The sequence below is a fragment of the Pseudomonas sp. LFS074 genome, assembly GCF_047978165.1.
Lineage (GTDB): Bacteria > Pseudomonadota > Gammaproteobacteria > Pseudomonadales > Pseudomonadaceae > Aquipseudomonas > Aquipseudomonas putida_P.
Genome location: NZ_JBFPFV010000002.1, coordinates 340848 through 364141, shown reverse-complemented (window position 1 = coordinate 364141; position 23294 = coordinate 340848). Strand labels below are relative to the sequence as shown.

The following is a 23294-nucleotide window of genomic DNA, read 5'->3' as shown; positions in this document are numbered from 1 at the left end:
CGCTTGGCGCCCCCTCTCGATGGCCACGGTACTTAGACCGAAGCATTGATAAAGGCTTCATCCAGCGATTTGGCACGGTGGCGTTCCATGAACTGTCCACCACTGTCAAACGCTTCCAGTTGTTTGTTTGCGAGCATATAAAAGCGCTGGCAGTTTTTCGTGATTTCCTCTGTGTAATGAGAAGATATCAGCACGCTCGCACCTTCCGCGCACGCGCTTTTTATACCGAGCCATATATAATGTCGAAATTCAGGGTCTACGCCAGCCGTTGGCTCGTCAAGAATGATCAAGTCACTGTTTAAAAGCAGCAAGGTCAGCGTGAAGTAGCTGCGAATTTCACCGTAGCTGCAATTGGCGGCTTTTTTCTTGGCGATTTCTGCATATCGCTTGGACAGTGATGGGGACCATTTGGCTAGTTTCGAGAGAATCTCTGTGTGATCTGGGGAAGCGTTGGGGGTCAGGCTGGTGATAAGCTTGCCCGCTTCGTTCATACGCAGTAATGGGGGCGGTGTAAGGGTTTGGGTCAAATAGGCCTGACTTCTGGATAAATTGGAAATGGCACCTTTTGCCGGTTTCTTTATTTTACAGATGAGGTCGAAAAGTGTTGTCTTTCCGGCCCCGTTGTTGCCCAGAATGCCAACCAGTTCCCCCGCTTTTATAGTGAGTTCAATGTCGTTCAGCAGCGGGTTTCCGCTGTATCCGAAGTGAAGGTTATTTATAGTTAAAATGTCCATCAGTATCGGCTCCATATGGGTTGGATTCTGAAATACCTTCCGGTCAGGTATGTCGAGGCTGCAGAGGCCGAAAGTGCAATCAGGAAACTGTTGAGAAGGGGCATTTCGCCATGGAAGATCTGCGCGCTTAGAAAGAGCGGGTTGATCAGCGTTAGCGTATGCGAAGCATCGTGCCCCAGCGTGGCGCCGGTGTATCCGGAGACCAGCATGAGAAATGACATGAGTGAGAAAAGTGTGCTGGCTGTGCTGAATTTTATCGGTAGCGCAGCGATCCCCAGGCCGATACAGGTGAACATGAGGTAGCTGGTGTAAAAGCATGCCATCAGATAGAGGTATTCAGGAAGTGAGTAGTGACCTCGTAAGGGTTTGGTCAAGAGGTAGAATAGTGTGGCGTAAAGAGAGCTCAATAAAAAATAACTGAGTGTGTGGGCCGTCAGGAATAGCTTGATTGCGCTGTGTTGGTAGATGAAGGACCGCGTGAAGCCACTTTCCCTCCTGCCGATGAGGTAGAAGCTGAATCCAAAGAACGCGAGGGTGGCAGAGATGTATGAGTAGAACCAGGCGGCTGAAGCGGTATAGGTCGAGGCTGCATGCGTTGGCTGGGTGATGATGAAGAGTATGCAAGGGGCCAGCGCTGACCAAAGAAGCGATGTGGGCTCCCTCAAGTGCTCAGTGGTCAAGATTTTTGTGATTGTCGTGATTTTTTTTGCGCTGCGGATACAGTGGTTTGGGTTCATGAGTAGACCATTTTGGTGTCATGGTTGCGTGTTGTTTGATTTCGCAGTGAGTGTCGAGGCCAATGCCATGAGGCTAATGCCATATTGATTTTTCATGAGTGTCTCCTGGTTTTTGGCGTGGTCTGAAATGTATGGGTATGGAGGTTTAGGCGTTCGGCTGTTTCAAGTCAATCTTTCGGTGGGGATGGCGTGGTTGGACGTGATATTGGAGTGTTCGGTTTAAAGCTATTTTTGTGGGAAAATTCTTCAGAAGGGTCTTACTTAAACCTGATAATGTTTTTGGGGACTTGTTTTTTCTTCTAATTGTGTAAGAAGTTTCTGTTTTTGATGCTCGAACGCTCTGTTGTGAGCGCCCGAGTGTTCTTTGTTGTGCGTGTGTGTGGGATTTGAGTAAGGGAAGCAAGCAGACGATGTTTAACGACAGGGGGTGCCGAATAATTGTTGCTAGATTTGTTGAGTGGCAGATTGAAATCTGCGCTGGGTAGATTTGCCGGGCCGGGAGATTTACTGCTTGCGAAAGAACGGCCTGCGTCCAATCACCAATGTGTCTCCACCCCCGATCAGCGTAGGAGCGGGTTTACCCGCGAATACAGTGGCGGCGGCAACGGTGAACGGCTGGTGGAAATTGGCCAGCAGGTCCGGCCCTTTCGCGGGTAAACCCGCTCCTACGCCCGACCGCGCAGGCCTTGCGATCACATGCCTGGCGCAAAATCCAGCCGTTAGCGCGCGCCCCGTAGGAGCGGGTTCACCCGCGAACACCGGCGTAGCCGGTGCCATGCCCCGCGTCACCTGCTTCGTGGTGCTCGATCTGTGCCCCACAACATGCACTAGCGCTTGCCCAGAATCTTCCCAAGCATCTCCGGCCGTGGTGCCCCTTGCTGGCTTTGCAGGTTGCCTTGCTCATCCTGGTAGAAAATGGCCGGGGTCGCCTGCAACCCCATCTCTTCCATCAACGCCATGTTCGCCGCCAGCTTCTGTTGCACAGCCTCTGGCACCTGTTCCAGCGCCTTCAGGGTACTGGCCTTGCCGGCCTTTTCATGCTGCTGCAGGGCCTTGACCGGGTCTTTCGCTGCCAGCAGCGCCGCCGATTTGCCCGGGCTGTCTTCGCGGATGATGCCGACCATGATATGGCGTAACTGCACCTTGCCCGACTCCACCCATGGCCGCGCCTGTTCCCAGAACATGTTGCAGTAGGGGCAGTTCGGGTCGCTGAACAGGTACACCTTGCGCGGCGCGTCGGCCTTGCCGTCGGCGATCCACGCGGTCTTTTCCATTTTCGCCCAGATTTCCTTGCTCATCGGCGCGTATACCAGCTTTTGCAGCGGCTCGGCGCTCAGGTCCTTGCCCTGCTCGTCGAACAGGCTGCCGACCAGCACGTGCTTGCCGTCGGGGGTCAGGTACAGGGCAAGGGCGTTGTTCTGGTACTCGGCGGCATAACCGCGCAGGCCGTTGGGCGCATCGAAGCTGCCCTTGATCACGGCCCCTTTGGCTTGCAGTTGCTGAACCGCCTTGGGCAGTTCTTCGGCCTGCAGGGCAGGGGCGGCCAGCAGGGCCAGGGACAGGGGCAGCAGTGCAGTCAATCGCATGTCAGTTTCCTTGTGCGGCAGGGGCGGGCGCAAGGGCCCGGTCGAAAGGTTCCAGGGCGTGGCGCAGGCTGGCCCGGGACAGCTCGCCCAGGTGGCTGCCAACCAGCCGCCCGTTGGCGTCGTAGAACAGGGTGGTGGGCAAGGCCATTGAGCCGACGCGCTGGGCCAGCAGGCCGGTGCCGTCGAACAGCACGTGGGTCAGGCTCAGGCCGGTGGTGGCGAGGAAGGTGCTGACGTTTTCCGGGGTTTCGCCCTGGTTGACGAACAGGAAGGTCACGTGCGGGTAATCGCTTTGTGCCTGTTGCAGCACGGGCATCTCACGCCGACAGGGCGGGCACCAGGTGGCCCAGATGTTGATGACCAGCGGCTTGCCGCGGTAGCTGTGCAATGCCACGGCCTGGCCGCCGGCGTTGCGCAGGCTCAGGTCGGGCAACTCGGTGCCTTTGCTGTACAGGTGGCCGCCGAGGCTGGCCAGACCCCAGAACAGTGCGCCGCTGAACAGCGCCCAGCCTAGCGGGCGGCGCAGGCCGGGGTGGCGCCAGCCCTGCCACAGGGCTCCGAGCACGATGCCGGCAAGGCCCGACCAGAACAGGAAGCCGCCGTCACGGATGTCGATGATTTGCAGCGGGTCGTCCCGGTACATCGGCCAGTAGGCCAGTACGAAGCCGGCGCGGGCACACAGCAGGCCGATCAGGAACAGGTTGAACAGCGCCGATTCCGGGCTCTCGCCGCCACGTCGGGCGACCCACCAGCCGACCACGCTGGCGATCACCAGGGCGGTGAGCATCAGCAGGTGGTTGAGGGCCATGGTCAGTGGCCCGAGTGTTACGGTCAGCATCAGCCTTGGCTCCTGGTCTGGACCCAGTGTTGCTGGAACGCTGCTGCGTCCACCTCACCGGTGATGCGCCGCGCGCGGCGTTCTTCGCCTTCCGGGCCGATCCAGATGATGCTGGGCGGGCCGGGTACTTGGTAGCGCTGCAGCAGGGCTTTGCTGGCCGGGCTGTCGGCGGTCACGTCCAGGCGCAGCAGGTGCACGCCGGCCAGGCCGGTCTGCACGTCGCTGCGGGCGAACACCTGTTTTTCCATGACTTTGCACGACACACACCAGTCGGCATAGTAGTCGAGCATCACCCACTGGCCACGGGCTTTGGCGGCGTCCAGTTCACGTTGCAGGTCTTCGGGGCGGCTGACAGTGACGAAGCTGTCCTCGGTATGCTGGCTCTGGGCTGGCGCGGCGGCACCGCCGGCGAAGGGGCGTAGTGGCTGCCAGAGGTCGTCGCCACCGGCTGCCGCGCCTACCAGCAGCAGGCCGCCCCACAGCGCGCCGAGCAACGGTACTGCACGCAACGCCGGCAGCCGTTGCAGGGCCGGCCAGGCAGCCCAGGCCAGGGCGATCAGCCAGGCGCCGCTCAGTGCCAGCAGCAAGGTCGCAGGCAGCAGGCTGCGCACGGTGTACAGCGCCATGGCCAGGAACACGAAACCGAACACACCCTTGACCCGGTTCATCCACGCACCCGGGCGCGGCAGATAACGGTTGCCCAGGGTTACCAGCAACAGCAGCGGCACGCCCATGCCCAGGCCGAGGCTGAACAGCACCAGCGCGCCTTGCAGCACGTCGCCGCTCTGCGCGATGTACAGCAGCGCACCGGCCAACGGCGCAGTCATGCACGGGCCGAGTAACAGGCCGGACAACGCCCCGAGCAATGCCGCGCCATACAGGTTGCCGCCACGGGTACCTTGCCCGGCGCGGTCCAGGCGGTCGCGCAGGGCGGCAGGCAGTTGCAGTTCGAAGGCGCCGAACATCGGCAGTGCCAGCAGCACGAACAGCCCCGCCAGGCTGCCCAGCAGCCAGGGTTGCTGCAGCCAGGCTTGCAGGCTGGCACCCAGCAGGGCAGCAACCACCCCCAGCCCGGCGTACACCAGGGCCATGCTCAGCACATAGACCCCGGCCAGCAGCCAGCCACGGCGGGCGCTGGCGCCATTGCCCAGCACCAGCCCGGCCAGGATCGGCAGCATCGGCAGCGAGCAGGGGGTAAACGCCAGCAGCAGGCCAAGGCCGAAGAACGCCAACAGGCTCCAGGCCAGGTGGCCTTGCTGAAGGCCGCTGGCCAGGGCCTGGTCGCTGGCTTGCTCGGCGGCGGGCGTTACGCTGCCGCCCAAGTCGATCGAGGTGGTTTGCGGCGGGTAGCACAGGCCGGCATCGGCACAGCCCTGCCAGCCCAGGCGCAACTGACCCTGGGCGTTGGCAGGCAATAGCAGTTCAAGCTGGTCGCGGTACACCGCGCTGTCGCCGAAGAACTCGTCGTGATGGTTGAGTGCCGGTGGCAGTTGCGGGTGTTGCTCGGTGGGCAGGCCATCGAACTTCAGGCGCTTCTGGTACAGGTAGTAGCCCGGCTTGATCTGGAAGTACAGGCGCATCTGGCCGTCGGCCTGGCGGTCGTGGGTGAGCACGAAGGCTTGGTCAACCGGCAGGAAGTCTGGTTTCACATCGAACGGGTTGGCTTGCAACGGGCCGGCCAGTAGGAGTGTGAGGAAGAGCAGGAGAACGCGCATGTCTTCGCCTTGGCAGATCTGGGAATGGGGCCATGCTGGCTGGGGTTGATTAAATGAAGGTTAACGCGGGTGTTGGGGTTGGGGTGGTCAGGGAGTAGTAAGAGTTTGGTTCTGGATTTGCAGGGTCTTCGTTGTTGGATTTTCGAGGGGGGCGGCGTTGGAATTTTGAGGTGTTTGCCGGGAGATTTTCAGCGCCTGTGAGATCGAGCGCCGCCCGCGCGGCGCTCGATCTCACAGGCGCTGAAACTCTCCCGGCGAACACCTACCGGGCGCTGAAACTCTCCCGGCGAACACCTACCGGGCGCTGAAACTCTCCCGGCGAACACCTACCGGGCGCTGAAACTCTCCCGGCGAACACCTACCGGGCGCTGAAACTCTCCCGGCGAACACCTACCGGGCGCTGAAACTCTCCCGGCGAACACCTACCGGGCGCTGAAACTCTCCCGGCGAACACCTACCGGGCGCTGAAACTCTCCCGGCGAACACCTACCGGGCGCTGAAACTCTCCCGGCGAACACCTACCGGGCGCTGAAACTCTCCCGGCGAACACCTACCGGGCGCTGAAACTCTCCCGGCGAACACCTACCAGGCGCTGAAAATCTCCCGTCAAACACCTACCCGCCAAAGCGCGAATTCCGCCTCTTGCCCTATACACACCGCGACACATTGTCGGCTTGACTTTGCCTATATCCACCCAATTGCTGTAAAGTTGACGCCAAGGTCAGCTTTTATCAAGCCAGGCCAAGAATCAAAAGAAAGGGCAGGCCCCAACTGCCCAGAGGATCAAGCATGTCCAACCGTGATATTTCCCGGCGCGCCTTCCTGCAAGGCGGCCTGATCGCTGGTGTCGGCGTGACCATGGCGCCACTTGGCAGCCAGGCCTTCGCCGCGTTGATGGAGGAGCGCGTTACCACTTCGCCGCAGAAGTGGATGAACCACGACGGCAAGGCGCGTTTCCGTAACGATGCCTTGTCCAAGGTCTGCGGCGACAAAGTGTTCGCCCGCGACATCCGCGCCAAGGACATGCCCGGGTGGCCCGCGCAGCAGGGCCATGCGCTGCTGCTCAAGGCCACCACGGTTGATCGTATCTATGCCGGGCATGACCTCAGCCTGCTCGGCACCGACCTGCAGCCGGACCGCATCGTCACAGCCGCCGACCTCGAACAGGACGGCATTGCCTGGCCCGAGGCCCATTCGCCCGACCCGCTGCTGCCGCCCGGCAAGGTGCCGATGTTCATCGGCCACCCGGTGGCGATCCTGATCTGGCACGACTTCGAGCGCTTCCGCCAGGCCAAGCGCAAGCTGCAGTTCAATCAGCAGGCGATCCGTTACGGTGCCCAGGCGCCGCTGTACCAGCGCGACCCTTATGGCAGCTTCCGCTTCGTGCGGGTGGGCGGCGCCACGCCGTTCGACGACGATGAGTTCTCCAGCCTGAAGAACTCAATGCTGTTCCCCACCATTCTCAACCGCAAGCCGGTGTGGTCGAAGCAGCCCAACCAGCACGGCGACCTGACCGAGCAGGGGTTGTTCTACGCCAAGCGCATGGCCGAGCAGCTGGACAACCCGCCCGAGGACTGGCTGGTGTTCGACGAGCGCTACAAGACGCCGTCCATCGAACCTGCCGCGCTGGAGCCGGACAACGGTAACGGCTGGTATGACCCGGCCACGGGCACGCTGCACTTCGTGGTCGCCACCCAGTGCCCGTTCGAAGTGGCGCAGGAATGCGTGCACATGATCAAGCCGTCGCGCTTTGCCCTGAACACGCTGAACATGCATCCGGGCTATACCGTGGGCTATGGCTCAAAAGACAACAACATCTTCGTCTTCTATGCCGCGGTGGCTGCGCTTTACGGCGCCGGCGTGCCGATCCGCCTGGCCAACGACCGCTACGAGCAGTTCCAGAGCGGTATCAAGCGCCATGCCTTCGATATCCGCTACCAGCTGGCGGTGGACAAGAAGGACAACAGCTTCAAGATCTTCCGCGCCGACATGAGCTGCGACGGCGGCGGGCGCATCAACTACAGCCCGTCGGTGGCAGCCGTGGGCGCCACGGCAGCGCAGTCGATCTACTACATGCCACAGAACGACCTGTCGGTGACCGCCTACTATTCCCGTGGCGTCGAGGCCGGCTCCATGCGCGGTTACGGCACCCTGCAGAGCATGGCGGCCACCGAGATGATGGTGGATGAGATCGCCGGCCGCCTGGGCGTCGATGCCATCGACCTGCGCCGCGCCAACGCGCTGAAGTCGGGCATGAAGAACACCCAGGGTGCGGTCCCGGCCGGCGCCCTGCGCCTGTACGAGATCCTCGACAAGGCCGCTGTGCACGAGTGGTGGCGCAACCGCGATGCACGCAAGCAACAGATGGACGCCAAGGACCCGGACCACTGGTACGGCGTCGGCTTCGCCATCTGCCAGAAGGACTTCGGCACAGGTTCCGAGGCGCCGATGGCCAGTGTCGAGTTCAGCGCCGATGGCCGCATCAGCCTGCGCCATATCGGCACCGAGCTGGGCACCGGCATGTCCACCTCCCAGGCTTTGGTGGTCAGCGATTTCCTCGGCCGTTCGGCCGACGAGGTGAAGACTGCAGTCACCGAATGGCCAGAGCTGCAATTGAGCACCAGCGGAAACCCGTACCTGATCAGCCAGCCGGAGCAGGACGCCGCGCTGCGCAACCCGCGCTGGGTCGGCAAGCTGGCGTCGCCATCGTCGGCGACCAACTCGGCGTTCTACTTCAGCCATGCCACCCGCGAAGCGGCGCGTGTGCTGTTCAATCATGGGTTGTGGCCGGCGGCCATGGCGATCTGGAGCCAGGGCCCGCACGGCGGCCAGGCCAACCCGCTGGTGGTGCGCCGTGAAAATGCGGTGTGGGTCAACGGTGAGCTGACCGGCAACGGCCTGGCGCCGATTCCGTTTGCCCAGCTGGCGCAGAAGGCCCACGACATGGGGCTGGTTACTGGCGTGAGCGTGCACGGCTTCAACCGCTGGAGCTGGGCCGAGGCCGACTTTGTCATCGATGGCGTGCGCGAGCGCTTCCCGCTCGATGCCATGGCGGTGAAGTACGGCGATGGTGCGGTGAATGCCAAGAAGGCGCAGATGGGCAGCCATGGCTATCACCTGCTCGACCGGCAGAATGCGGCCTACCCCGACACCCAGCTGAACAACGCCATGGTCACCTACTACAGCCCGGTGGCGACCATCGTCGAGGTCAAGGTCAACAAAGGCACCTTGGAGACGCAGGTGCTCAACCACCACAGTTGGGTCGAGTGTGGCCGGGTGCTGGTGCCGGAACTGGTCAAGGGCCAGCTCGAAGGCGGTATCGCCATGGGCATTGGCCATGCACTGACCGAAGAAATGCCGTTGTACGAGGGTGGGCCCGGGGAGGGCGACTGGAACTTCAACCGCTACCGCCTGCCGCATGCGCGCGATGTGGCGGTGTGGCAGCAGACCAGCGAAATCCTCCCGCCGCTGTCACCGACCGACCCCTCCAAGGGCATCGCCGAAGTGGTGATGATCCCGGTCGTCGGTGCCATCGGCAATGCCGTCGCGCATGCCATCGGCAAGCGCGTGCGCGATCTCCCCATCACCCCAGCCCGTATCAAGGAGGCCCTCAATGGCTAACCGTCCACTGCAACTGACGCTCAACGGTCAACCGGTCGGGCCGGTCGAGGTCCCCGCGGACCTGGCGATGATCGACTACCTGCACGAACACCAGAACCTCACCGGCTCGCGCCTGGGTTGCGGCCAGGGCATCTGCCACGCCTGCGTGGTGATCGTCGACAACCCCGACGGCACCAGCGAAGAAGTGCGCACCTGCATCACCGGTGCGCATTACTTCGAAGGCAAGAAGGTTCGCACCATCGAAGGCCATGCCAAAAAAGACGAGGCCGGCAACCTGACGCTCAACCCGATCCAGCAGAAGTTCGTCGACCTGTTCGCCTTCCAGTGCAGCTACTGCGCACCAGGCTTCGTCAACGCCGCAACCGTGCTGGTGGAAACGGCCCAGCGCCAGCCGCTGAAGAAGAGCGAAGTGGAAGACCGCATCGAGGCCAGCCTTGGTCACCACATCTGCCGCTGCACAGGCTACGTGCGTTATTACGATGCCACCCGCAAGGTGCTCAACGATCTCGGCCTGGTCAAGGAGGGTTGAACATGGGCTTCGTACGTAGCGCCTCGGCATTGGCCCTCGGGTTGGCGGTCAGTTCGTTTGCCTTGGCGGCCGACGATGCGCAGGTCAAGCGCGGTGAATACCTGGCCCGCGCGGCCGACTGCATGGCCTGCCATACCGCCGAAGGCGGCGCGCCGTATGCGGGCGGCTTGCCGATCCATTCGCCGTTCGGCACCATTTATGGCAGCAATATCACCCCGGACAAACAGTACGGCATCGGTAACTACAGCGCCGACGAGTTCTTCGCCGCAGTCACCGAGGGCAAGCGCAAGGACGGCGCCAACCTTTATCCTGCGATGCCTTACACCTCGTACCACCTGATCAAGCGTGAAGACTCGGACGCGATCCTCGCCTACCTGATGACCATACCGCCGATCAACCGCCCGGCACCGCAGACCGCGTTGCGCTTCCCGTTCAATGTGCGCATGGGGCTCAGCGGCTGGAACATGCTGTATGGCAAGAGCGTGCAACTGCAGCCGACCGAGGGTAAAAGCCCGGCCTGGCAGCGCGGCCAGTACATGGTCGAGGTCATGGGCCATTGTGGCGAATGCCATACCCCGCGCAACCCGATCGGTGCGCTGCAGCAGGACCAACGCCTGAGCGGCGGCCTGCTGGGTGGCTACCTGGCGCCAAGCCTGCTGGCCCAGGACCTGGCCGAGCGCGGCTGGACCCAGCCGGACCTGACCACCTTCCTCAAGCACGGCATCAGCGCCCAAGGCAGCATGTTCAACGAGATGTTCCCGGTGGTGCACCACAGCACCCAGCACCTTGAAGATGCAGACCTTGCGGCCATGGCCACCTACCTGCTGGGTGACCAGCCGCCGCCGGCCAAGGCTATCGAGGCCGTTGCCCTGGAGCAGATGAGCGACAGTGCCAAGCGGGGCCACCAGCAGTACCTGAACGTCTGCGCCGGCTGCCATGGGATCGACGGCGAGGGCAAGCCGCACATCGCCGTGGCCATGCGCGGCAACACCGTGCTGCGCCAGGCCGACTCGCGCAATCTGGTCAAGGTGGTCCTCGAGGGCATCCGTGAACAGCAGTTCACCGGCTTCGAGCGCATGCAGCCGATGCCGGGCTTTGCCGACAAGCTTGATGACCAACAGGTGACGGATATGGTCAACTACCTGCGCCAGGCCTGGGGTGGATTGCCCGGCGACCTGAACGTACAGCAGCTCGCCGAGCTGAAGGCGGAGTAAAGCGTGCAGCATCTCGATCTCCAGGTGGTCCGTCAGGCTTTGCAGTGGTCCTGCAACGGCCAGCGGGTATGGTTGTGCACGGTGCTCGCCACCTACGGCTCGGCGCCGCGTGCGCCGGGTTCGCTGCTGGCGGTGAACGCCAGCGGCCAGTGGCTGGGCTCGCTGTCCGGTGGCTGTGTCGAAGACGACTTTCTCGAACGCGTGGCCCTCGGGGAATTCCCGGAGCCGGTTGCCATCGTGCGTTATGGCGACGGCAGCGACCCGCGTTCGCGCGTTCGCCTGCCGTGTGGCGGTGTGCTTGAAGTACTGGTGGAGAACCTGCCGGTTGAATGCGAGGTGCAGGCGCATCTGCGTGAGTTGGAACGTGCGCTGCTGGGCCAGCGCCGGGTACTGCGTGAGGTGAGCCTGCCAACGGGTACCCGCCAGCTGCTCGATGACCATAGTCAGGGGCCACGGGTCGAACGGGAAAATGCCCGGGTGCGCTTGCGTGTCGGCGCCGCCCAGCGGCTGCTGCTGGCCGGCTATTCCAGCGTGGCGCATTTTTGCGCCGAATTCGGCAGGGGGCTGGGTTTTGAGGTCATCCTTTGCGAGCCGCGTGACGAAGTACTCGACGGCGTAGTGCTGAATGGCATAGAGGTGCGCCGCGAGCTGCCGTCGGAATTCATCGCCAATGGCGGTTGCCATGCCGATACGGCAGTGGTGGCATTGACCCATGATCCAAAAATCGATGACTTGGCCATGCTTGAAGCCGTGCGGACCGAAGCGTTCTACATCGGCGTGATGGGCTCCAAGGCCACCTCCGACAAGCGTCGCGAACGCTTGCAGCGAATTGGTGGCCTGGGTTGCGACGAGCTGGCGCGCATCCATGCGCCGATTGGCCTGAACCTGGGCAGCAAGACCCCGGCCGAGATCGCCCTGGCGGTACTGGCCGATATCCTTCGTGCGCGCAATGGCATCGAGCGGGCGGCGCTGTGAGCGTGGTTGCGTTGGTATTGGCGGCAGGCAGCAGTGTGCGTTTCGGCGCTGACAAGCGCCGTTCGCTGCTGGCTGACGGTCGAAGCTTGCTGGTACACAGCGTAGAGAGCGCCTGCGCAGTGTTCGATGATGTGCGGGTGGTGTTGCGTGAAGGGGAGCGAGGCGTGGACTTGGGGTTGCCTGCGCGGTGCAGGGTGGTCTCCAGTCCGGATTTCACATTGGGCATGGGCCATAGCCTGGCGGCCGGTGCCGCTTCGCTGGCTGACAGCGAGGCGCAGGCAGTAGCGATTCTGTTGGGTGATATGCCCTGGGTGGCGTCCGCGACCCTGGATTTGCTTGCACGTGAGGCCAGTGGGTCAACGATAGTCCTGCCTTGTCATGCTGGACGACAGGGCCATCCGGTGTTGTTCGGGCGCGATTTCTGGCCGGCGCTTGCCCGGCTGAAGGGTGATGAAGGGGCGCGTTCGGTGGTCAAGGCCAACCCAGCGGTTTGCGTCAGGCTAGAGGTGCAGGATGCCGGTGTGTTGCAGGATGTCGATAGGCCGGATGCGGTGCGCCCTTGAATGCGTTCGTCAAAGGCTATTCATCTTCTTCGCCAGTGAGTTCATAGGGTTCGAGTTCGCTCAGTTGGGAAAGCAGCACCAGATGCTCCACTGCCTTCAGCTTTTCAAGACGCTCAAGGCTGTCTGGGCCTCCCAGCATCAAGGCGGGGACAAAGCCATACATTTCGTCTGAGCCCAGGGTGCCGAGCCGTTCCCTGGCAGGTTCGAACAGGTCGTCGAAGTAGACGCACTCGGTCATCAGCCACATGAGCAAACCGTGGATCTTGTTGTCCCGTTCTTCGTCGCCTGAGCTGTGAGCGCCATCGAGGTAACGGGAATGGTAGGCCGCGATGGTCAGCACCGAACCGGTTTTCTCACCCCATAGGTACAGGTCGCCAAAAGCGCTGCGGGCGATGAGGTGATAAGTGTCGCATGCTTCGAAGTGCGTACCTGCCAACCAAGAGGCCACTACACCCTGGTATTCCTGAGGATTTACAAGCCAGAACAAGCCGCCGCCGTAGCCGCACCAGCCGTGGTCTTGCCAGTATTCAAGGAGGCGATTGGGGAGTTTGCCTTGGTAATGATCGACAGCGGCAGGTGGTACGGGTTGCTGGCCGATGGGTTCGCCGAAGGTTTCCAGGAAAATGCTGAAGATGACATCCATTCGTTTAGGTCCTTTTGTGTGCTCAGAAGTCAGAGAAGCTGTAGGGTTCGAGTTCGGTGATTTGAGACAGCAAAATTAAATGCTCTATTGCTTTAAGTTTTTCCAGGTATTTGAGGTCGGGGCGCCCTCCCAGCATCAATGCAGGAACAAATGCATATATCTCATCTTCTTTCAAGATGCCCAGCTTTTTCTTCGCGGGCTCAAAAAGGCTTTCAAAGTCGTTGTGTTCTTTTTTTCTTGATAGAAAGAAGCTTTGGACCTCTCTGGTTGCTTCCGTTTCAGTGAGTGTGCAGTTTTCACCTGTGTAACGGGACAGAAGACTTGTGATTTTTACTGAAAAGCCACTGTTCTCTCCCCAAAGATACAGGTCGCCGAAAGCGCTTCTGGCAATCAAGTGGTAAGTGTCCCGGTTTTCAAGGAGGGTGCCCTCGGTCCAGGATGAGACCACGCCCTCATACTCCTGTGGATTAACCAGCCAGAATATACCTTCGCCAAAACCACACCATCCATGCTCTTTCCAGTATGCAAGTAACAACGCTGGAAGTTTTCCGTTATAGCGATCAATGCTGGAGGGGGGCACCTCTCGACGCGAAAAAGGCGCGCCTATATTGTCAAGGAATATGGAGAATACCTCATCCATTTGCGATGCCTCTTGTCGTTAGCACTTATGAAGTCTTACATTCATGTAAGTCGAGTGGGTGCCGAATTTCGGCGATTTTTCCGCAGCCTCTTTTATGCTGGCTAGTCTGTTTCGCCATTGAGCACCAATGCTGGAGTTGACGTGCCTGTCGCCAAAGTCTGAGATCATGTCTCTGCCACCCGCGCTTAAGTCGGGATTGTGTAGCGCGGCCAAGGTGGCCATCGTCTCTTTCGCCTTTATGGTCGACAGTCTAGTTGCTTCTGCTGGGCTCATTTCGGCGAGCAGCTCCTTGTTGATTCTTTTTTCCAACCGGTCTTGTAGATCCCTGCGTGCAGCGCGTGCGACCGCAGGGTCACGCTTTACAGGATTGGCAACGTTCTCCAAAAACTCCTCAACCGTCAGCCGATTCAACCCATCCTGTTGTTCCTTTTACTGCCGCTCAAACTCGCCATGCTTCGACGCTGGCAATTTATCCGCCTTGAAACACGCCACCGTATGCAACGGCATGCTACCGGGCTTCCCTGTGGGGTGCTCCTTGTCTTTTCCCGCCTGCCGATTCGGCTGAACTGGCTGCGGATCATCCATCGCCCCTTTGCGCCGCTCCGGCACCTGCAGATCCGGCCGTTTCTTCAACCCCTCTTCATGCTGGAGCATCCATTGCCCCAACCGCGCGCCTTTGCGGCTGGCCGCCATCTCCTGGGCCAGCACTCGGGCATCGCCGCGCCCGCGGGTGAGGTACGACACGATTGCCCCCAACAACAGCACCACGACTTCCACATGGCCTTGGGCAATCTGATGCGTGGCCCGAGATATCGCATAGGGGGCGTCCCGGCAGAACGGGCCGGTGCCTTCATTGCCGCAGGTGCCTTCCCAGGCGAAGCGGATGCCATCGACGTAGTACTCGCCGATACGCGGTAAGCCCTCGACGAAGAACTCGGCAATGGAGGCCAGCCCCAGCGCTCCGAGGATCCAGCCGCTGACCTTGAGGCCCATGGCCGCGCCTGCGCCAGCGAACGGAATGGTTCCGGCGCCGCCAGTGAATGCGCCAACCCCCGCTCCAAGCAGGCCGCCGGTAACGGTGCTGCCGATGACGATCATCGCCATCTGCTGCACAACCCTCAGCAGTTCGTCGACGATGCTGTTGATGTCGAGGTCGGCGAAGCGCTGGCGTAGCAGGTGCGCCGCCTGCCATTCGGCGTGGTAGAAGGCTGTGCGGACAGCTTCGATCCGGCGCAGGTTGAGGCCCAGCGAGGCGACCTCTTCATTGAGGCTGGTGCGGAACTGGCCACCGCTTTGATAGCCCACCATGGCGATGACACGTGACTCGATCTCGTGCCACGAGGGCACGAGGTAATCCAGGTACATGAGGTGTCTCCCTGACAACGTGTGCAGGGGGAAATCCCATCATGGATTCGGATCAGAGGTTTCTGGGTCAGTTGTAGGAAAAGGCGACTTCGTTTCTGTTGTGTTCGAGAAGCTCGGGAATTGGCGTTGAGGCTGCGAGGGGCAGGGTGGCGACCCGCGCGGCGCTCGATCTCCCCCCAACCCTCCCCAAAAGGTCCATAATCCCCCCTTAATCCGCCCAAGGTGCAATACCAGCCACACCACTCCGGGAGCCCCACCATGCACGTTCTGCTCTGCGAGGACGACGACCTGATCGCCGCCGGCATCTGCGCCGGCCTCACCGCTCAGGGCCTGACCGTGGACCGGGTGGGCAACGCCGCCGCTGCGCGGGCGATGTTGCAGGCCGCGCAGTTCGACGTGATGATCCTCGACCTTGGCCTGCCCGACGAAGACGGCCTCAAGCTGCTGCGCCGCCTGCGCGAAAAAGGCGAGACCCTGCCGGTACTGGTGCTCACCGCCCGCGATGCCGTCACCGATCGTGTCGATGGCCTGCAGGCCGGTGCCGACGATTACCTGCTCAAGCCCTTCGATCTGCGCGAGCTGGCCGCACGCCTGCATACCTTGCTGCGGCGGGTGGCCGGGCGGGCGGTGAACGTGATCGAGCACGGCCCGCTGCGCTATGACCCGAGTAGCTGCGAGGCGACCCTGGCCGGCCAGCATGTCGACCTGTCCCGCCGTGAGCAGGCCCTGCTCCAGGCGCTGCTGCAGAACCCCGGGCGCGTGCTGTCCAGCGAGCAACTGAAGGACTGCGTATACGGTTTCAGCGACGAGGTCGAGAGCAACGCCCTGAATGTGCACATCCACCACCTGCGTCGCAAGCTGGGTAACGGCATTGTCGAGACCGTGCGTGGCCTGGGCTACCGGCTGGGCCCGGCGCAGGCACCGCAAGAGGCCGCATCATGAGCCTTCGGGTACGCCTGAGCCTGATCCTCGGCAGCGCCTTCGTGATCATCTGGGCGCTGGCCGCGGCGTGGATGCTGCGTGACCTGCGCCAGCAGATGATGTTCTCCCTCGACCAGCGCCTGGTGGCGTCGGCGCGTATGGTCGCCGGGTTGATCGACCAGTTGCCGCAGCCGCTGACCGCCAAGGGCGGGGAGGCGCATTTTTCTGCCGACCAGTTCAGCGTACCGGATGGCATGGCCTGCCAGGTCAGCTCGCTGCGTGGCGAGATCCTCGCCAGCAACCACAAGCACGATGGCGCCATGGACGACGAGCGCAGCGGGTTCCGTGACCAGACCATCGACGATGCGCTTTGGCGCACCTTTACCTACAACCACGGCGATGTGCGCATCACCACGGCCGACCGGCACATGGAGCGCGAGGCACTGAACCAGTCGATTCTGCTGGCGGCATCGGCGCCGGTATTGATGGCCCTGCTTGGCAGCCTGGGGCTGTTGTGGATCGGCCTTGGCAAGGGCCTGGAGCCGCTCAACCGCATGCGTGATGCCTTGCGCCGCAGGCGTGCGGACAGTGTCGAGCCGCTGCAGGTGGCGGGCATGCCCAGCGAGTTACAGCCGTTGCTGGAGACCCAGAACCAGCTGTTCCTGCGCATTGCTCAGACCCTCGAGCGTGAGCGGCGCCTGACCGACGATGCCGCGCATGAACTGCGCAGCCCGTTGACCGCGATCAAGACCCACCTGCAGGTGGCGCGCATGACCGACGGTGCAGTGCGCGAGCAGGCGCTGGAACATGCCGAGCAGGGCACCGACCGCATGCACCGCACGCTTGAGCAGTTGCTGATGCTGGCGCGGGTAGAAGGCAGCCTGTCGTTCGAGGATGGCGTGCAGTGCAGCGCCGAGCAGGTGGCGCGGCAGGCGATGCAGGATGCGGGCGGCGGCGACAACCGGCGTATCGTGCTGCGTCTGCCTGAGGAGGCTACGCAAATCTACCTGGGCATGCCGGCACCGTTGGCGGTGGCAGCACTGCGCAACCTGCTGGACAACGCCTTGCGTCATGGCGGTGATGAAGCTGTAGAGCTGGACGTGCAGATGGCAGACGGCCAAGTGGGCTTCATGGTGCGTGACCATGGGCCAGGGATTGCCGAAGCGGACCTGGAGCACCTGACCGAGCGCTTCTGGCGTAATGGGCAGAGTGGTGGTTGCGGATTGGGGCTGGCGATAGTGCAGGCAATCGTGCAGCGGTGTGCCGGTAGCCTGCGTTTTGACAGCCGTAGTGACGGCTTGCGGGTCTTGTTGCGGGTACCGGCGCGTCCGGTGCATTGATGTTTATTGCCTGTGCTGGCCTCTTCGCGGGTGAACCCGCTCCTACGGGGGGTGCGGTCTGTGGGGCGGGTTTGTCTGTGCTGGCCTCTTCGCGGGTGAACCCGCTCCTACGGGCGGTGCGGTCTGTGGGGGCGGGTTTGTCTGTGCTGGCCTCTTCGCGGGTGAACCCGCTCCTACGGGCGGTGCGGTCTGTGGGGGCGGGTTTGTCTGTGCTGGCCTCTTCGCGGGTGAACCCGCTCCTACGGGCGGTGCGGTCTGTGGGGGCGGGTTTGTCTGTGCTGGCCTCTTCGCGGGTGAACCCGCTCTTACGGGCGGTGCGGTCCTTGTAGGAGCGGGTTTACCCGCGAAAGGGCCGGCACAGACAAAAATAAAATCCAGTAACAACCGCTAAATCCTCCCCCCACTCAAGCGTTTCCAAAGCGATAACCGCCCATCCGCTTGCTTGCGAGGATTCACCCATGTCCACCGCTTCCAGCCTTGCCCAGGTTGCACCGGCCAGCTTGCCGCAACCCTTGTACGAATTCACCGATTCGCCTTTGCTGCAACGCCAGCAACAGCAAGAGTCCAACGCCCGCAGCTACCCGCGGCGCATCCCGCTGGCGCTCAAGCGCGCCCGGGGCATCCATGTTGAAGACGTCGAAGGCCGCCAGTTCATCGACTGCCTGGCCGGCGCTGGCACCTTGGCGCTGGGTCATAATCACCCGGTCGTAGTCGAGGCAATCCAGCGCGTGCTGGCTGACGAACTGCCGCTGCATACACTCGACCTGACCACACCGGTCAAGGACCGTTTCGTCCAGGACCTGTTCGGCATCCTGCCCGAGGCGCTGCGTCGCGAGGCCAAGGTGCAGTTCTGCGGCCCAACCGGTACCGACGCCGTTGAAGCGGCGCTCAAACTGGTGCGTGGCGCAACCGGGCGCAGCACCGTGTTGGCCTTCCATGGCGCCTACCATGGCATGAGCCAGGGCGCGTTGAGTCTGATGGGTAGCCTTGGCCCCAAGCAGCCACTGGGTGCGTTGCTGAGCAGCGGCGTGCAGTTCATGCCGTACCCCTACGACTACCGCTGCCCGTTCGGCCTGGGTGGTGAGGCCGGGGTCAAGGCCAACCTGCATTACCTGGAAAACCTGCTGCTCGATCCGGAAAGCGGCGTGCCGCTGCCCGCCGCCGTGATCCTCGAAGTGGTACAGGGTGAGGGCGGGGTAATTCCGGCCGACATCGAATGGCTCAAGGGCGTGCGGCGCATTACCGAGCAGGCGGGCGTGGCGTTGATCGTCGATGAGATCCAGAGCGGCTTCGCCCGTACCGGGCGCATGTTCGCCTTCGAGCACGCCGGCATCGTGCCCGATGTGGTCACCTTGTCCAAAGCCATCGGTGGCAGCCTGCCGCTGGCGGTAGTCGTCTATCGCGACTGGCTGGACACCTGGAAGCCGGGCGCCCATGCCGGTACCTTCCGTGGCAACCAGATGGCCATGGCGGCGGGTTCGGCGGTGATCCACTACCTGGTCGAGCATCGCCTGGCCGAGCATGCCGAGGCCATGGGGCTGCGCCTGCGTCAGCACTTGCAGCAATTACAACGTGACTATCCGCAATTGGGTGATGTGCGCGGGCGTGGCTTGATGCTTGGGGTCGAACTGGTGGAGCCGCAGGGCGAGCGGGATGCCTTGGGGTATCCACAGGCCAACCGAGAGCTGGCGGCCAAGGTGCAGCGCGAGTGCCTCAAGCGCGGGTTGATCCTGGAACTGGGCGGGCGGCATGGCGCGGTGGTGCGCTTCCTGCCGCCATTGATCATCAGCGCTGAGCAGATCGATGACGTGGCGCAGCGCTTTGCAGAGGCGTTGATCGCGGCAGTCTGAACCATTGTCAGGGCCGCGTTGCGGCCCATCGCCTGCGCCAATGGCCCATCAAGATCAGGTTGCCGTCACGCCGGTTACCAGCCGCGTCCGGAGTCTACCCAGAAGTTCACGGACAGCGACGTGGACACTGACTCTACCTGGTGGAACCAGCCCTCGGGCAGGAACAGCAAGTCGCCGGCCTGCAATACCACACGCAGGAAGGGCACCTTGAGGGCTTCGGGGAAGCGCTCGTAGTCGGGGGCATCGGGGTTGAAATCGCAGCCGTCCAGGCCGCCCTTCGGGCTGGTTGACCAGGTGCCCAATGCGGCGCGATGGTGCGGTGCTGCCAGAATGAACGATTTCTGCCCCCAGACCTGGGCGAACAGGTTGTCGGTGTCATCCCGGTGCAGGGGTGTAAGGGTGCCTTTGGGACCGATCCAGATGCGCGGTGGAATGAAGCGCTGGCGATCGAAGTAGTCCGGGTAGCGGATCAGAGCCTGCAGCTTTTCCGGCACGATATTGTTGCCCATGTAGGCGGGCGGCTCGCCGGGCTTGGCCGGCTTGTCGAGCGAAGCGATGAAGTCGGCCATGGGGGTGGCGCGGAAGTCGCGGTCGGTAGAGAAGGTCTTCTTCACGTAGTCACCATGCCGGGTGATGCCCTGCAGCTCGGCAAAGTGGGCCAGCGAAGCGTCACGGCCCATGGTGAACAGCGGCCAGTCGCCAAGGGCATCGCTCAGCACCACTGGCACGCCCGTTGAAAGGTGTTCATGGTGAAACCGCGACGGCGGCATTTCGGCCCGTGACAGGCGTTGTACCTCATACAGCACGGGTTGGGCTGCCGAGACCTCCTCGCTGTAGCGTCCTGGCGTGGGGTAGCGCTGGTTCATTGCTGCCTTGCTGGTGGTCGCGCCTTGCCGCGCGCTGCTGATAACCTGCGGCAGTAGGGTCGCCAGGCCCATGTTGCCGGTTATTTTCAGGCGTCCACTGGCGAACAGCTCCTCTACGTCGACAGCGCCCGCCATGATGCCGAGGAAGTCATCTTGAGCCACTTCGATCGTGACGTCCGGAGCCTCATGCCAGCCACCCCCCGTGCAGAGGTTGGTGCATACCTCGGACCAGTAGGCGAGTCCCTGGCCGAAGTTGAACTGGAACACGCCTTCGATGCCGACGGCATGGGCATTGACGAACAGTTTTTCGAGTATGCGCTGAAGGTCCACGGTAAGCCTCGTCGGTTGTCGTTGTGCAGGGTTGGCATGGGCGCGTGTGGCCGGGCCCGGGTTGTCAGGCGCGCGGGCGCTGGCGCAGTACGTCGACCAAGCGGTCGATTTCCGCTTCGGTATTCAGCAAACCCGGCGCAGTGCGCACCACTGGCCCGGCATCGCGCGAGACGGCGTCGACGATGATGCGTTGGCTAGTCAGGTACCTGGCCAGCGCGTCGGCATCCTGGCCTTTGCCGCGAAAGAAGGTGAAGCCCGCCGAATGGGTGCTGCTGCGTGGCGTCACCAGTTCGATGGCAGGCAGGCTTTCCAGCTGTTGCTTCAGGTAGTCGTTGAGGGCGTGGATGCGTGCCTGCACGGCAGCCTTGCCGGTTTGCAGGTGCAGTTCGAACGCCTTGCCCAGGGCCCAGCGGTGCTCGAAGGCGTGGTAGCCGCCCGGGCTCATGATGGTGGCGAAGTCTTCGTTTTCCGAGAAGGTGGCGATGCTCGGTTGCAGCTGCCCCAGTGCCGAGGATGCGGCGCAGATGATGCCTGTCCCGCGGGGGCCGAACATCCACTTGTGGGTCCCGGATATGAAGTAGTCGCAGTTCAGGTCGGCGAAGCGCATGTCCTCGACGCCAAAACCGTGAACCCCGTCGATGACATACAGGATATGGTCGCGTTCGTCCCTGTTCTGATTGACCTCGCGTACGAGCGCACCGATTTCGCCAACCGGCAGTTTCACCCCGCTGCCCGAATGTACCCAGGTCATGCCCAGCACGCGCGTTTGTGGGGAAATGGCGGCCCGCACGGTACCCAGCACCTGGTCGGTGCTCACCTGCCAGGGTTGCTCGAACAGGCGTAGCCTGCGTACCGGGTTGCCATCGCGGGCGCTGCGGTAGTTCATGGTCTGCCGTGCGGCGGAATGCTCGTGCACCGTGGTCAGGATTTCCTGGCCGGGCGCCAGCTTGATGCCGCCATAAATCAAACCCAGGCCCTCGGTAGTGCTGCCCGTCAGGGCAATCTGGCGTGGCGCCACCTCCAGGTAGCGTGCCGCCCATTGGCGCACCTCAGCCTCGTGCTTCCACTCCGACTGGGCATCCCAGTCGACCATCAGCGCCGGGTGACGGTCGAAACGTGCACGCAGGGCCTCGATGGCTTCGCGTACCGGCCTTGGATGAGAGGTGATCAGGAAGTTGGCGAAGTGCGCATAGTTTGGGTCGAGTTCGAACAGGCGGCGAAAATCGGCCCATCGTTGGTTGCCGGCGCTCGGTATCGGCGTGGCGGCCTCGGCAACGGGTAGCAGATGGCTGGCGAGGGGCAGGCCAGCGGCGAGGATGCCGGCCCTTTTGAGAAAATTGCGGCGGTCGTTCATAAAGGTGCCCAATGGCTTAGCGCAGTGAAGTGTCGGTACCGCGGGCGGCGCTCTGTACCTGTGCCCAGACGCGCAGGAAGTTGCCACTCCAAAGCTTGGCGATGTCGGCTTCGGAGTAGCCGCGGGTAAGGAGTTCGGCCGTTACGTTGCGTGCTTGGCTGGCGTCGTGCCAGCCGTCGATGCCGCCGCCTTCGTTGAAGTCCGAGCTGATGCCTACGTGGTCTATGCCGAGCTTGCGCACGGTGTAATCGATGGCATCACCGTAGTCCTTCAGGGTCGCTGGCGGCTCCTGTTCGAGGATTGCATAGAGTTCGTTGGCATATTGCCCGACCTTCTGCTCGGGCCAGCCGGCTATGACCGGGTCGCCAGGCATCAGCGCGTAGTTCAGGTCAGCCAGTGGCGGCAGCGCGTAGCGGGCACGCAAGGCATTGAGCTTTTCCTGGGTCTGCGCGCTGAGCGGCTTGAGGTAGCTGGAGAACGCGACCAGTTGCACGACCCCGCCGCTTTCCTTGATCAACTGCATTTCCTTGTCGGACAGGTTACGGTTGATATCGACCATGGCCCGTGGTGCCGAGTGCGACGCCACCACCGGAGTACGGCTGAGCTGAATGACCTGGTTCAGCGCCTTGCTGGACATCTGCGAGACATCGATGATCACACCCAGGTCATTGAGCCGTTGTACGGCGCGCTTGCCGATGGGGGACAGACCCTCGAGCGCATCGACAGTGTCATTGAAGAACGGTAAGGGGCGAGACGAGTCGGCCCAGCTGTTGTTGCCGACGTAGCTGAAGCCGAACATGCGCACCCCGCGTGCCGCCCAGCGGTCGAGCTGGTCGATATCGTCCCCCAGCGCATACGCGTTGAGCATGCTCAGGAACACCGCGAACTTGCCTTCGCCGTGCAAGCGCCGCATGTCCTGTGGGGTGTAGGCGATGGCGACGCGTTCGGGGAAGTCGCGCACCATTGCGGTGATGGCGTTGTAGCGCACTTCCTGGGTGTGGTGGGCGGCCTCGACGAAACCTGGCGTGGGGCGATGCGGGCTGTTTGCGCCCGTCCAGGATTCGGGCCAGGCAAAGATGGTCAGCGCCGCGCCAGACAACCGCCCTTGGGCAGCCTTGGCCAGGTCGAAGCGGCCCGGTCCGTCCTTGTCGGCTTCGCTGCCTTCGTTGCCGAAGTCCAGCGGCAAGGTGACATGGCTGTCGAACGAGATGATGCGTTCCTGCAAGTCGTTGGCTTGACGAACGACTTCCCGGGAGTAGCCGCCAGGGGCCGCGAAATGGTACCAGGCAGCCAGACCGGCACCCGCGGCGACTGCCGCAGCCAGGCTGATGTACAGGGCTTTTTTCCAGCGTGGTGTCGTCATCTTGGTCTCGGTAGGTTCGCCGTCGAGGGAGGGCACAGAGGCCGTCGCTACCTGGGGTGAACGAGTCGACACGGAGGAAATTTAGCCGCCCCGGCCGCGGCGTTAAATTT

At 62.5% G+C, this 23294-nt stretch carries 18 protein-coding genes and 1 pseudogene; 8 read left to right on the top strand and 11 right to left on the bottom strand.

The annotated features are described in order from the left end of the window. Window positions 1-32: 32 nt before the first annotated feature. From ACNQP3_RS19810 to dsbD, 5 genes are all read right to left on the bottom strand, one after another. Window positions 33-734 (bottom strand): ATP-binding cassette domain-containing protein, encoded by a 702-nt coding sequence (locus ACNQP3_RS19810; RefSeq protein WP_264316366.1) that lies wholly within the window; start codon window positions 732-734, stop codon window positions 33-35. Continuing rightward, window positions 734-1471, bottom strand: a complete 738-nt coding sequence (locus ACNQP3_RS19805) for a hypothetical protein (protein WP_264316365.1) — start codon at window positions 1469-1471, stop codon at window positions 734-736. The genes ACNQP3_RS19810 and ACNQP3_RS19805 overlap by 1 nt, the downstream gene beginning before the upstream one ends. A gap of 827 nt (window positions 1472-2298) precedes the next feature. Beyond that, the gene (gene dsbG, locus ACNQP3_RS19800; RefSeq protein ID WP_014861740.1) at window positions 2299-3057 is read right to left on the bottom strand and encodes a thiol:disulfide interchange protein DsbG; all 759 of its coding nucleotides are present in this window, start codon (window positions 3055-3057) and stop codon (window positions 2299-2301) included. Between the two features lies 1 nt (window position 3058). Further along, window positions 3059-3895 carry a TlpA disulfide reductase family protein gene (locus ACNQP3_RS19795; protein ID WP_230064992.1) on the bottom strand — a complete coding sequence of 279 codons (837 nt, stop codon included), beginning with the start codon at window positions 3893-3895 and terminating at the stop codon, window positions 3059-3061. Beyond that, window positions 3895-5610 carry a protein-disulfide reductase DsbD gene (dsbD, locus tag ACNQP3_RS19790; protein WP_264316364.1) on the bottom strand — a complete coding sequence of 572 codons (1716 nt, stop codon included), beginning with the start codon at window positions 5608-5610 and terminating at the stop codon, window positions 3895-3897. The genes ACNQP3_RS19795 and dsbD overlap by 1 nt, the downstream gene beginning before the upstream one ends. A gap of 789 nt (window positions 5611-6399) precedes the next feature. On the opposite strand from dsbD, the gene ACNQP3_RS19785 reads away from it, so the two are divergent. The 5 genes from ACNQP3_RS19785 to ACNQP3_RS19765 are packed head-to-tail and all read left to right on the top strand — an operon-like array spanning window position 6400 to window position 12512. After that, window positions 6400-9231, top strand: a complete 2832-nt coding sequence (locus ACNQP3_RS19785; protein WP_019750819.1) for a xanthine dehydrogenase family protein molybdopterin-binding subunit — start codon at window positions 6400-6402, stop codon at window positions 9229-9231. Next, a complete protein-coding gene (locus ACNQP3_RS19780) occupies window positions 9224-9760 on the top strand; it encodes a (2Fe-2S)-binding protein (RefSeq protein WP_003254265.1) in 537 nt (178 codons plus the stop codon). The genes ACNQP3_RS19785 and ACNQP3_RS19780 overlap by 8 nt, the downstream gene beginning before the upstream one ends. A 2-nt stretch (window positions 9761-9762) precedes the next feature. Continuing rightward, window positions 9763-10974, top strand: a complete 1212-nt coding sequence (locus ACNQP3_RS19775) for a cytochrome c (protein WP_264316363.1) — start codon at window positions 9763-9765, stop codon at window positions 10972-10974. Window positions 10975-10977: 3 nt separating this feature from the next. Next, the gene (locus tag ACNQP3_RS19770) at window positions 10978-11949 is read left to right on the top strand and encodes an XdhC family protein (RefSeq protein ID WP_019750821.1); all 972 of its coding nucleotides are present in this window, start codon (window positions 10978-10980) and stop codon (window positions 11947-11949) included. Next, the gene (locus ACNQP3_RS19765) at window positions 11946-12512 is read left to right on the top strand and encodes a nucleotidyltransferase family protein (protein ID WP_004576177.1); all 567 of its coding nucleotides are present in this window, start codon (window positions 11946-11948) and stop codon (window positions 12510-12512) included. Before ACNQP3_RS19770 ends, ACNQP3_RS19765 begins: the two co-directional genes overlap by 4 nt. A gap of 16 nt (window positions 12513-12528) precedes the next feature. Here the strand turns inward: ACNQP3_RS19765 and ACNQP3_RS19760 are convergent, their stop codons facing one another. The 3 genes and pseudogenes from ACNQP3_RS19760 to ACNQP3_RS19750 all read right to left on the bottom strand — a co-directional run bounded on the left by ACNQP3_RS19760 (window position 12529) and on the right by ACNQP3_RS19750 (window position 15160). After that, entirely contained in the window at window positions 12529-13155 is a 627-nt protein-coding gene (locus tag ACNQP3_RS19760) for a GAD-like domain-containing protein (protein ID WP_003254259.1), read from the bottom strand. 22 nt (window positions 13156-13177) lie between these two features. Beyond that, window positions 13178-13795, bottom strand: coding sequence for a GAD-like domain-containing protein (locus tag ACNQP3_RS19755; protein ID WP_264316362.1), 618 nt, complete (start codon window positions 13793-13795; stop codon window positions 13178-13180). Between the two features lie 18 nt (window positions 13796-13813). Next, window positions 13814-15160 (bottom strand): annotated as a pseudogene (locus tag ACNQP3_RS19750) (DUF6861 domain-containing protein). A 258-nt stretch (window positions 15161-15418) separates the two neighbouring features. Here ACNQP3_RS19750 and ACNQP3_RS19745 point away from each other — a divergent pair. The 3 genes from ACNQP3_RS19745 (at window position 15419) to ACNQP3_RS19735 (ending at window position 19271) form a co-directional block, all read left to right on the top strand. Next, the gene (locus tag ACNQP3_RS19745) at window positions 15419-16102 is read left to right on the top strand and encodes a response regulator transcription factor (protein ID WP_004576176.1); all 684 of its coding nucleotides are present in this window, start codon (window positions 15419-15421) and stop codon (window positions 16100-16102) included. Then, window positions 16099-17421 (top strand): ATP-binding protein, encoded by a 1323-nt coding sequence (locus ACNQP3_RS19740; protein WP_003254253.1) that lies wholly within the window; start codon window positions 16099-16101, stop codon window positions 17419-17421. The genes ACNQP3_RS19745 and ACNQP3_RS19740 overlap by 4 nt, the downstream gene beginning before the upstream one ends. Window positions 17422-17879: 458 nt before the next feature. Further along, window positions 17880-19271 carry an aspartate aminotransferase family protein gene (locus ACNQP3_RS19735; protein WP_014859274.1) on the top strand — a complete coding sequence of 464 codons (1392 nt, stop codon included), beginning with the start codon at window positions 17880-17882 and terminating at the stop codon, window positions 19269-19271. Between the two features lie 74 nt (window positions 19272-19345). On the opposite strand, the gene ACNQP3_RS19730 is transcribed toward ACNQP3_RS19735, so the two are convergent. The 3 genes from ACNQP3_RS19730 to ACNQP3_RS19720 all read right to left on the bottom strand — a co-directional run bounded on the left by ACNQP3_RS19730 (window position 19346) and on the right by ACNQP3_RS19720 (window position 23184). Further along, window positions 19346-20467, bottom strand: a complete 1122-nt coding sequence (locus ACNQP3_RS19730) for a cupin-like domain-containing protein (RefSeq protein WP_264316361.1) — start codon at window positions 20465-20467, stop codon at window positions 19346-19348. 64 nt (window positions 20468-20531) lie between these two features. Further along, on the bottom strand, window positions 20532-21821 hold the full coding sequence (locus tag ACNQP3_RS19725) for an aminotransferase class V-fold PLP-dependent enzyme (protein WP_047604119.1): 1290 nt from the start codon (window positions 21819-21821) through the stop codon (window positions 20532-20534). 16 nt (window positions 21822-21837) lie between these two features. Then, window positions 21838-23184: a dipeptidase gene (locus ACNQP3_RS19720; RefSeq protein WP_264316360.1), complete on the bottom strand. Its 1347-nt coding sequence runs from the start codon at window positions 23182-23184 to the stop codon at window positions 21838-21840. Window positions 23185-23294: the final 110 nt, after the last annotated feature.

Coding starts and splice junctions, on each gene's coding strand:
- ACNQP3_RS19740 (WP_003254253.1), top strand. CDS start 16,099: ATGAGCCTTCGGGTACGCCTGAGCCTGATCCTCGGCAGCGCCTTCGTG.
- ACNQP3_RS19745 (WP_004576176.1), top strand. CDS start 15,419: ATGCACGTTCTGCTCTGCGAGGACGACGACCTGATCGCCGCCGGCATC.
- ACNQP3_RS19805 (WP_264316365.1), bottom strand. CDS start 1,471: ATGAACCCAAACCACTGTATCCGCAGCGCAAAAAAAATCACGACAATC.
- ACNQP3_RS19755 (WP_264316362.1), bottom strand. CDS start 13,795: ATGGATGAGGTATTCTCCATATTCCTTGACAATATAGGCGCGCCTTTT.
- ACNQP3_RS19785 (WP_019750819.1), top strand. CDS start 6,400: ATGTCCAACCGTGATATTTCCCGGCGCGCCTTCCTGCAAGGCGGCCTG.
- ACNQP3_RS19795 (WP_230064992.1), bottom strand. CDS start 3,895: ATGCTGACCGTAACACTCGGGCCACTGACCATGGCCCTCAACCACCTG.
- ACNQP3_RS19810 (WP_264316366.1), bottom strand. CDS start 734: ATGGACATTTTAACTATAAATAACCTTCACTTCGGATACAGCGGAAAC.
- ACNQP3_RS19725 (WP_047604119.1), bottom strand. CDS start 21,821: ATGAACGACCGCCGCAATTTTCTCAAAAGGGCCGGCATCCTCGCCGCT.
- ACNQP3_RS19780 (WP_003254265.1), top strand. CDS start 9,224: ATGGCTAACCGTCCACTGCAACTGACGCTCAACGGTCAACCGGTCGGG.
- ACNQP3_RS19775 (WP_264316363.1), top strand. CDS start 9,763: ATGGGCTTCGTACGTAGCGCCTCGGCATTGGCCCTCGGGTTGGCGGTC.
- dsbD (WP_264316364.1), bottom strand. CDS start 5,610: ATGCGCGTTCTCCTGCTCTTCCTCACACTCCTACTGGCCGGCCCGTTG.
- ACNQP3_RS19720 (WP_264316360.1), bottom strand. CDS start 23,184: ATGACGACACCACGCTGGAAAAAAGCCCTGTACATCAGCCTGGCTGCG.
- ACNQP3_RS19735 (WP_014859274.1), top strand. CDS start 17,880: ATGTCCACCGCTTCCAGCCTTGCCCAGGTTGCACCGGCCAGCTTGCCG.
- dsbG (WP_014861740.1), bottom strand. CDS start 3,057: ATGCGATTGACTGCACTGCTGCCCCTGTCCCTGGCCCTGCTGGCCGCC.
- ACNQP3_RS19760 (WP_003254259.1), bottom strand. CDS start 13,155: ATGGATGTCATCTTCAGCATTTTCCTGGAAACCTTCGGCGAACCCATC.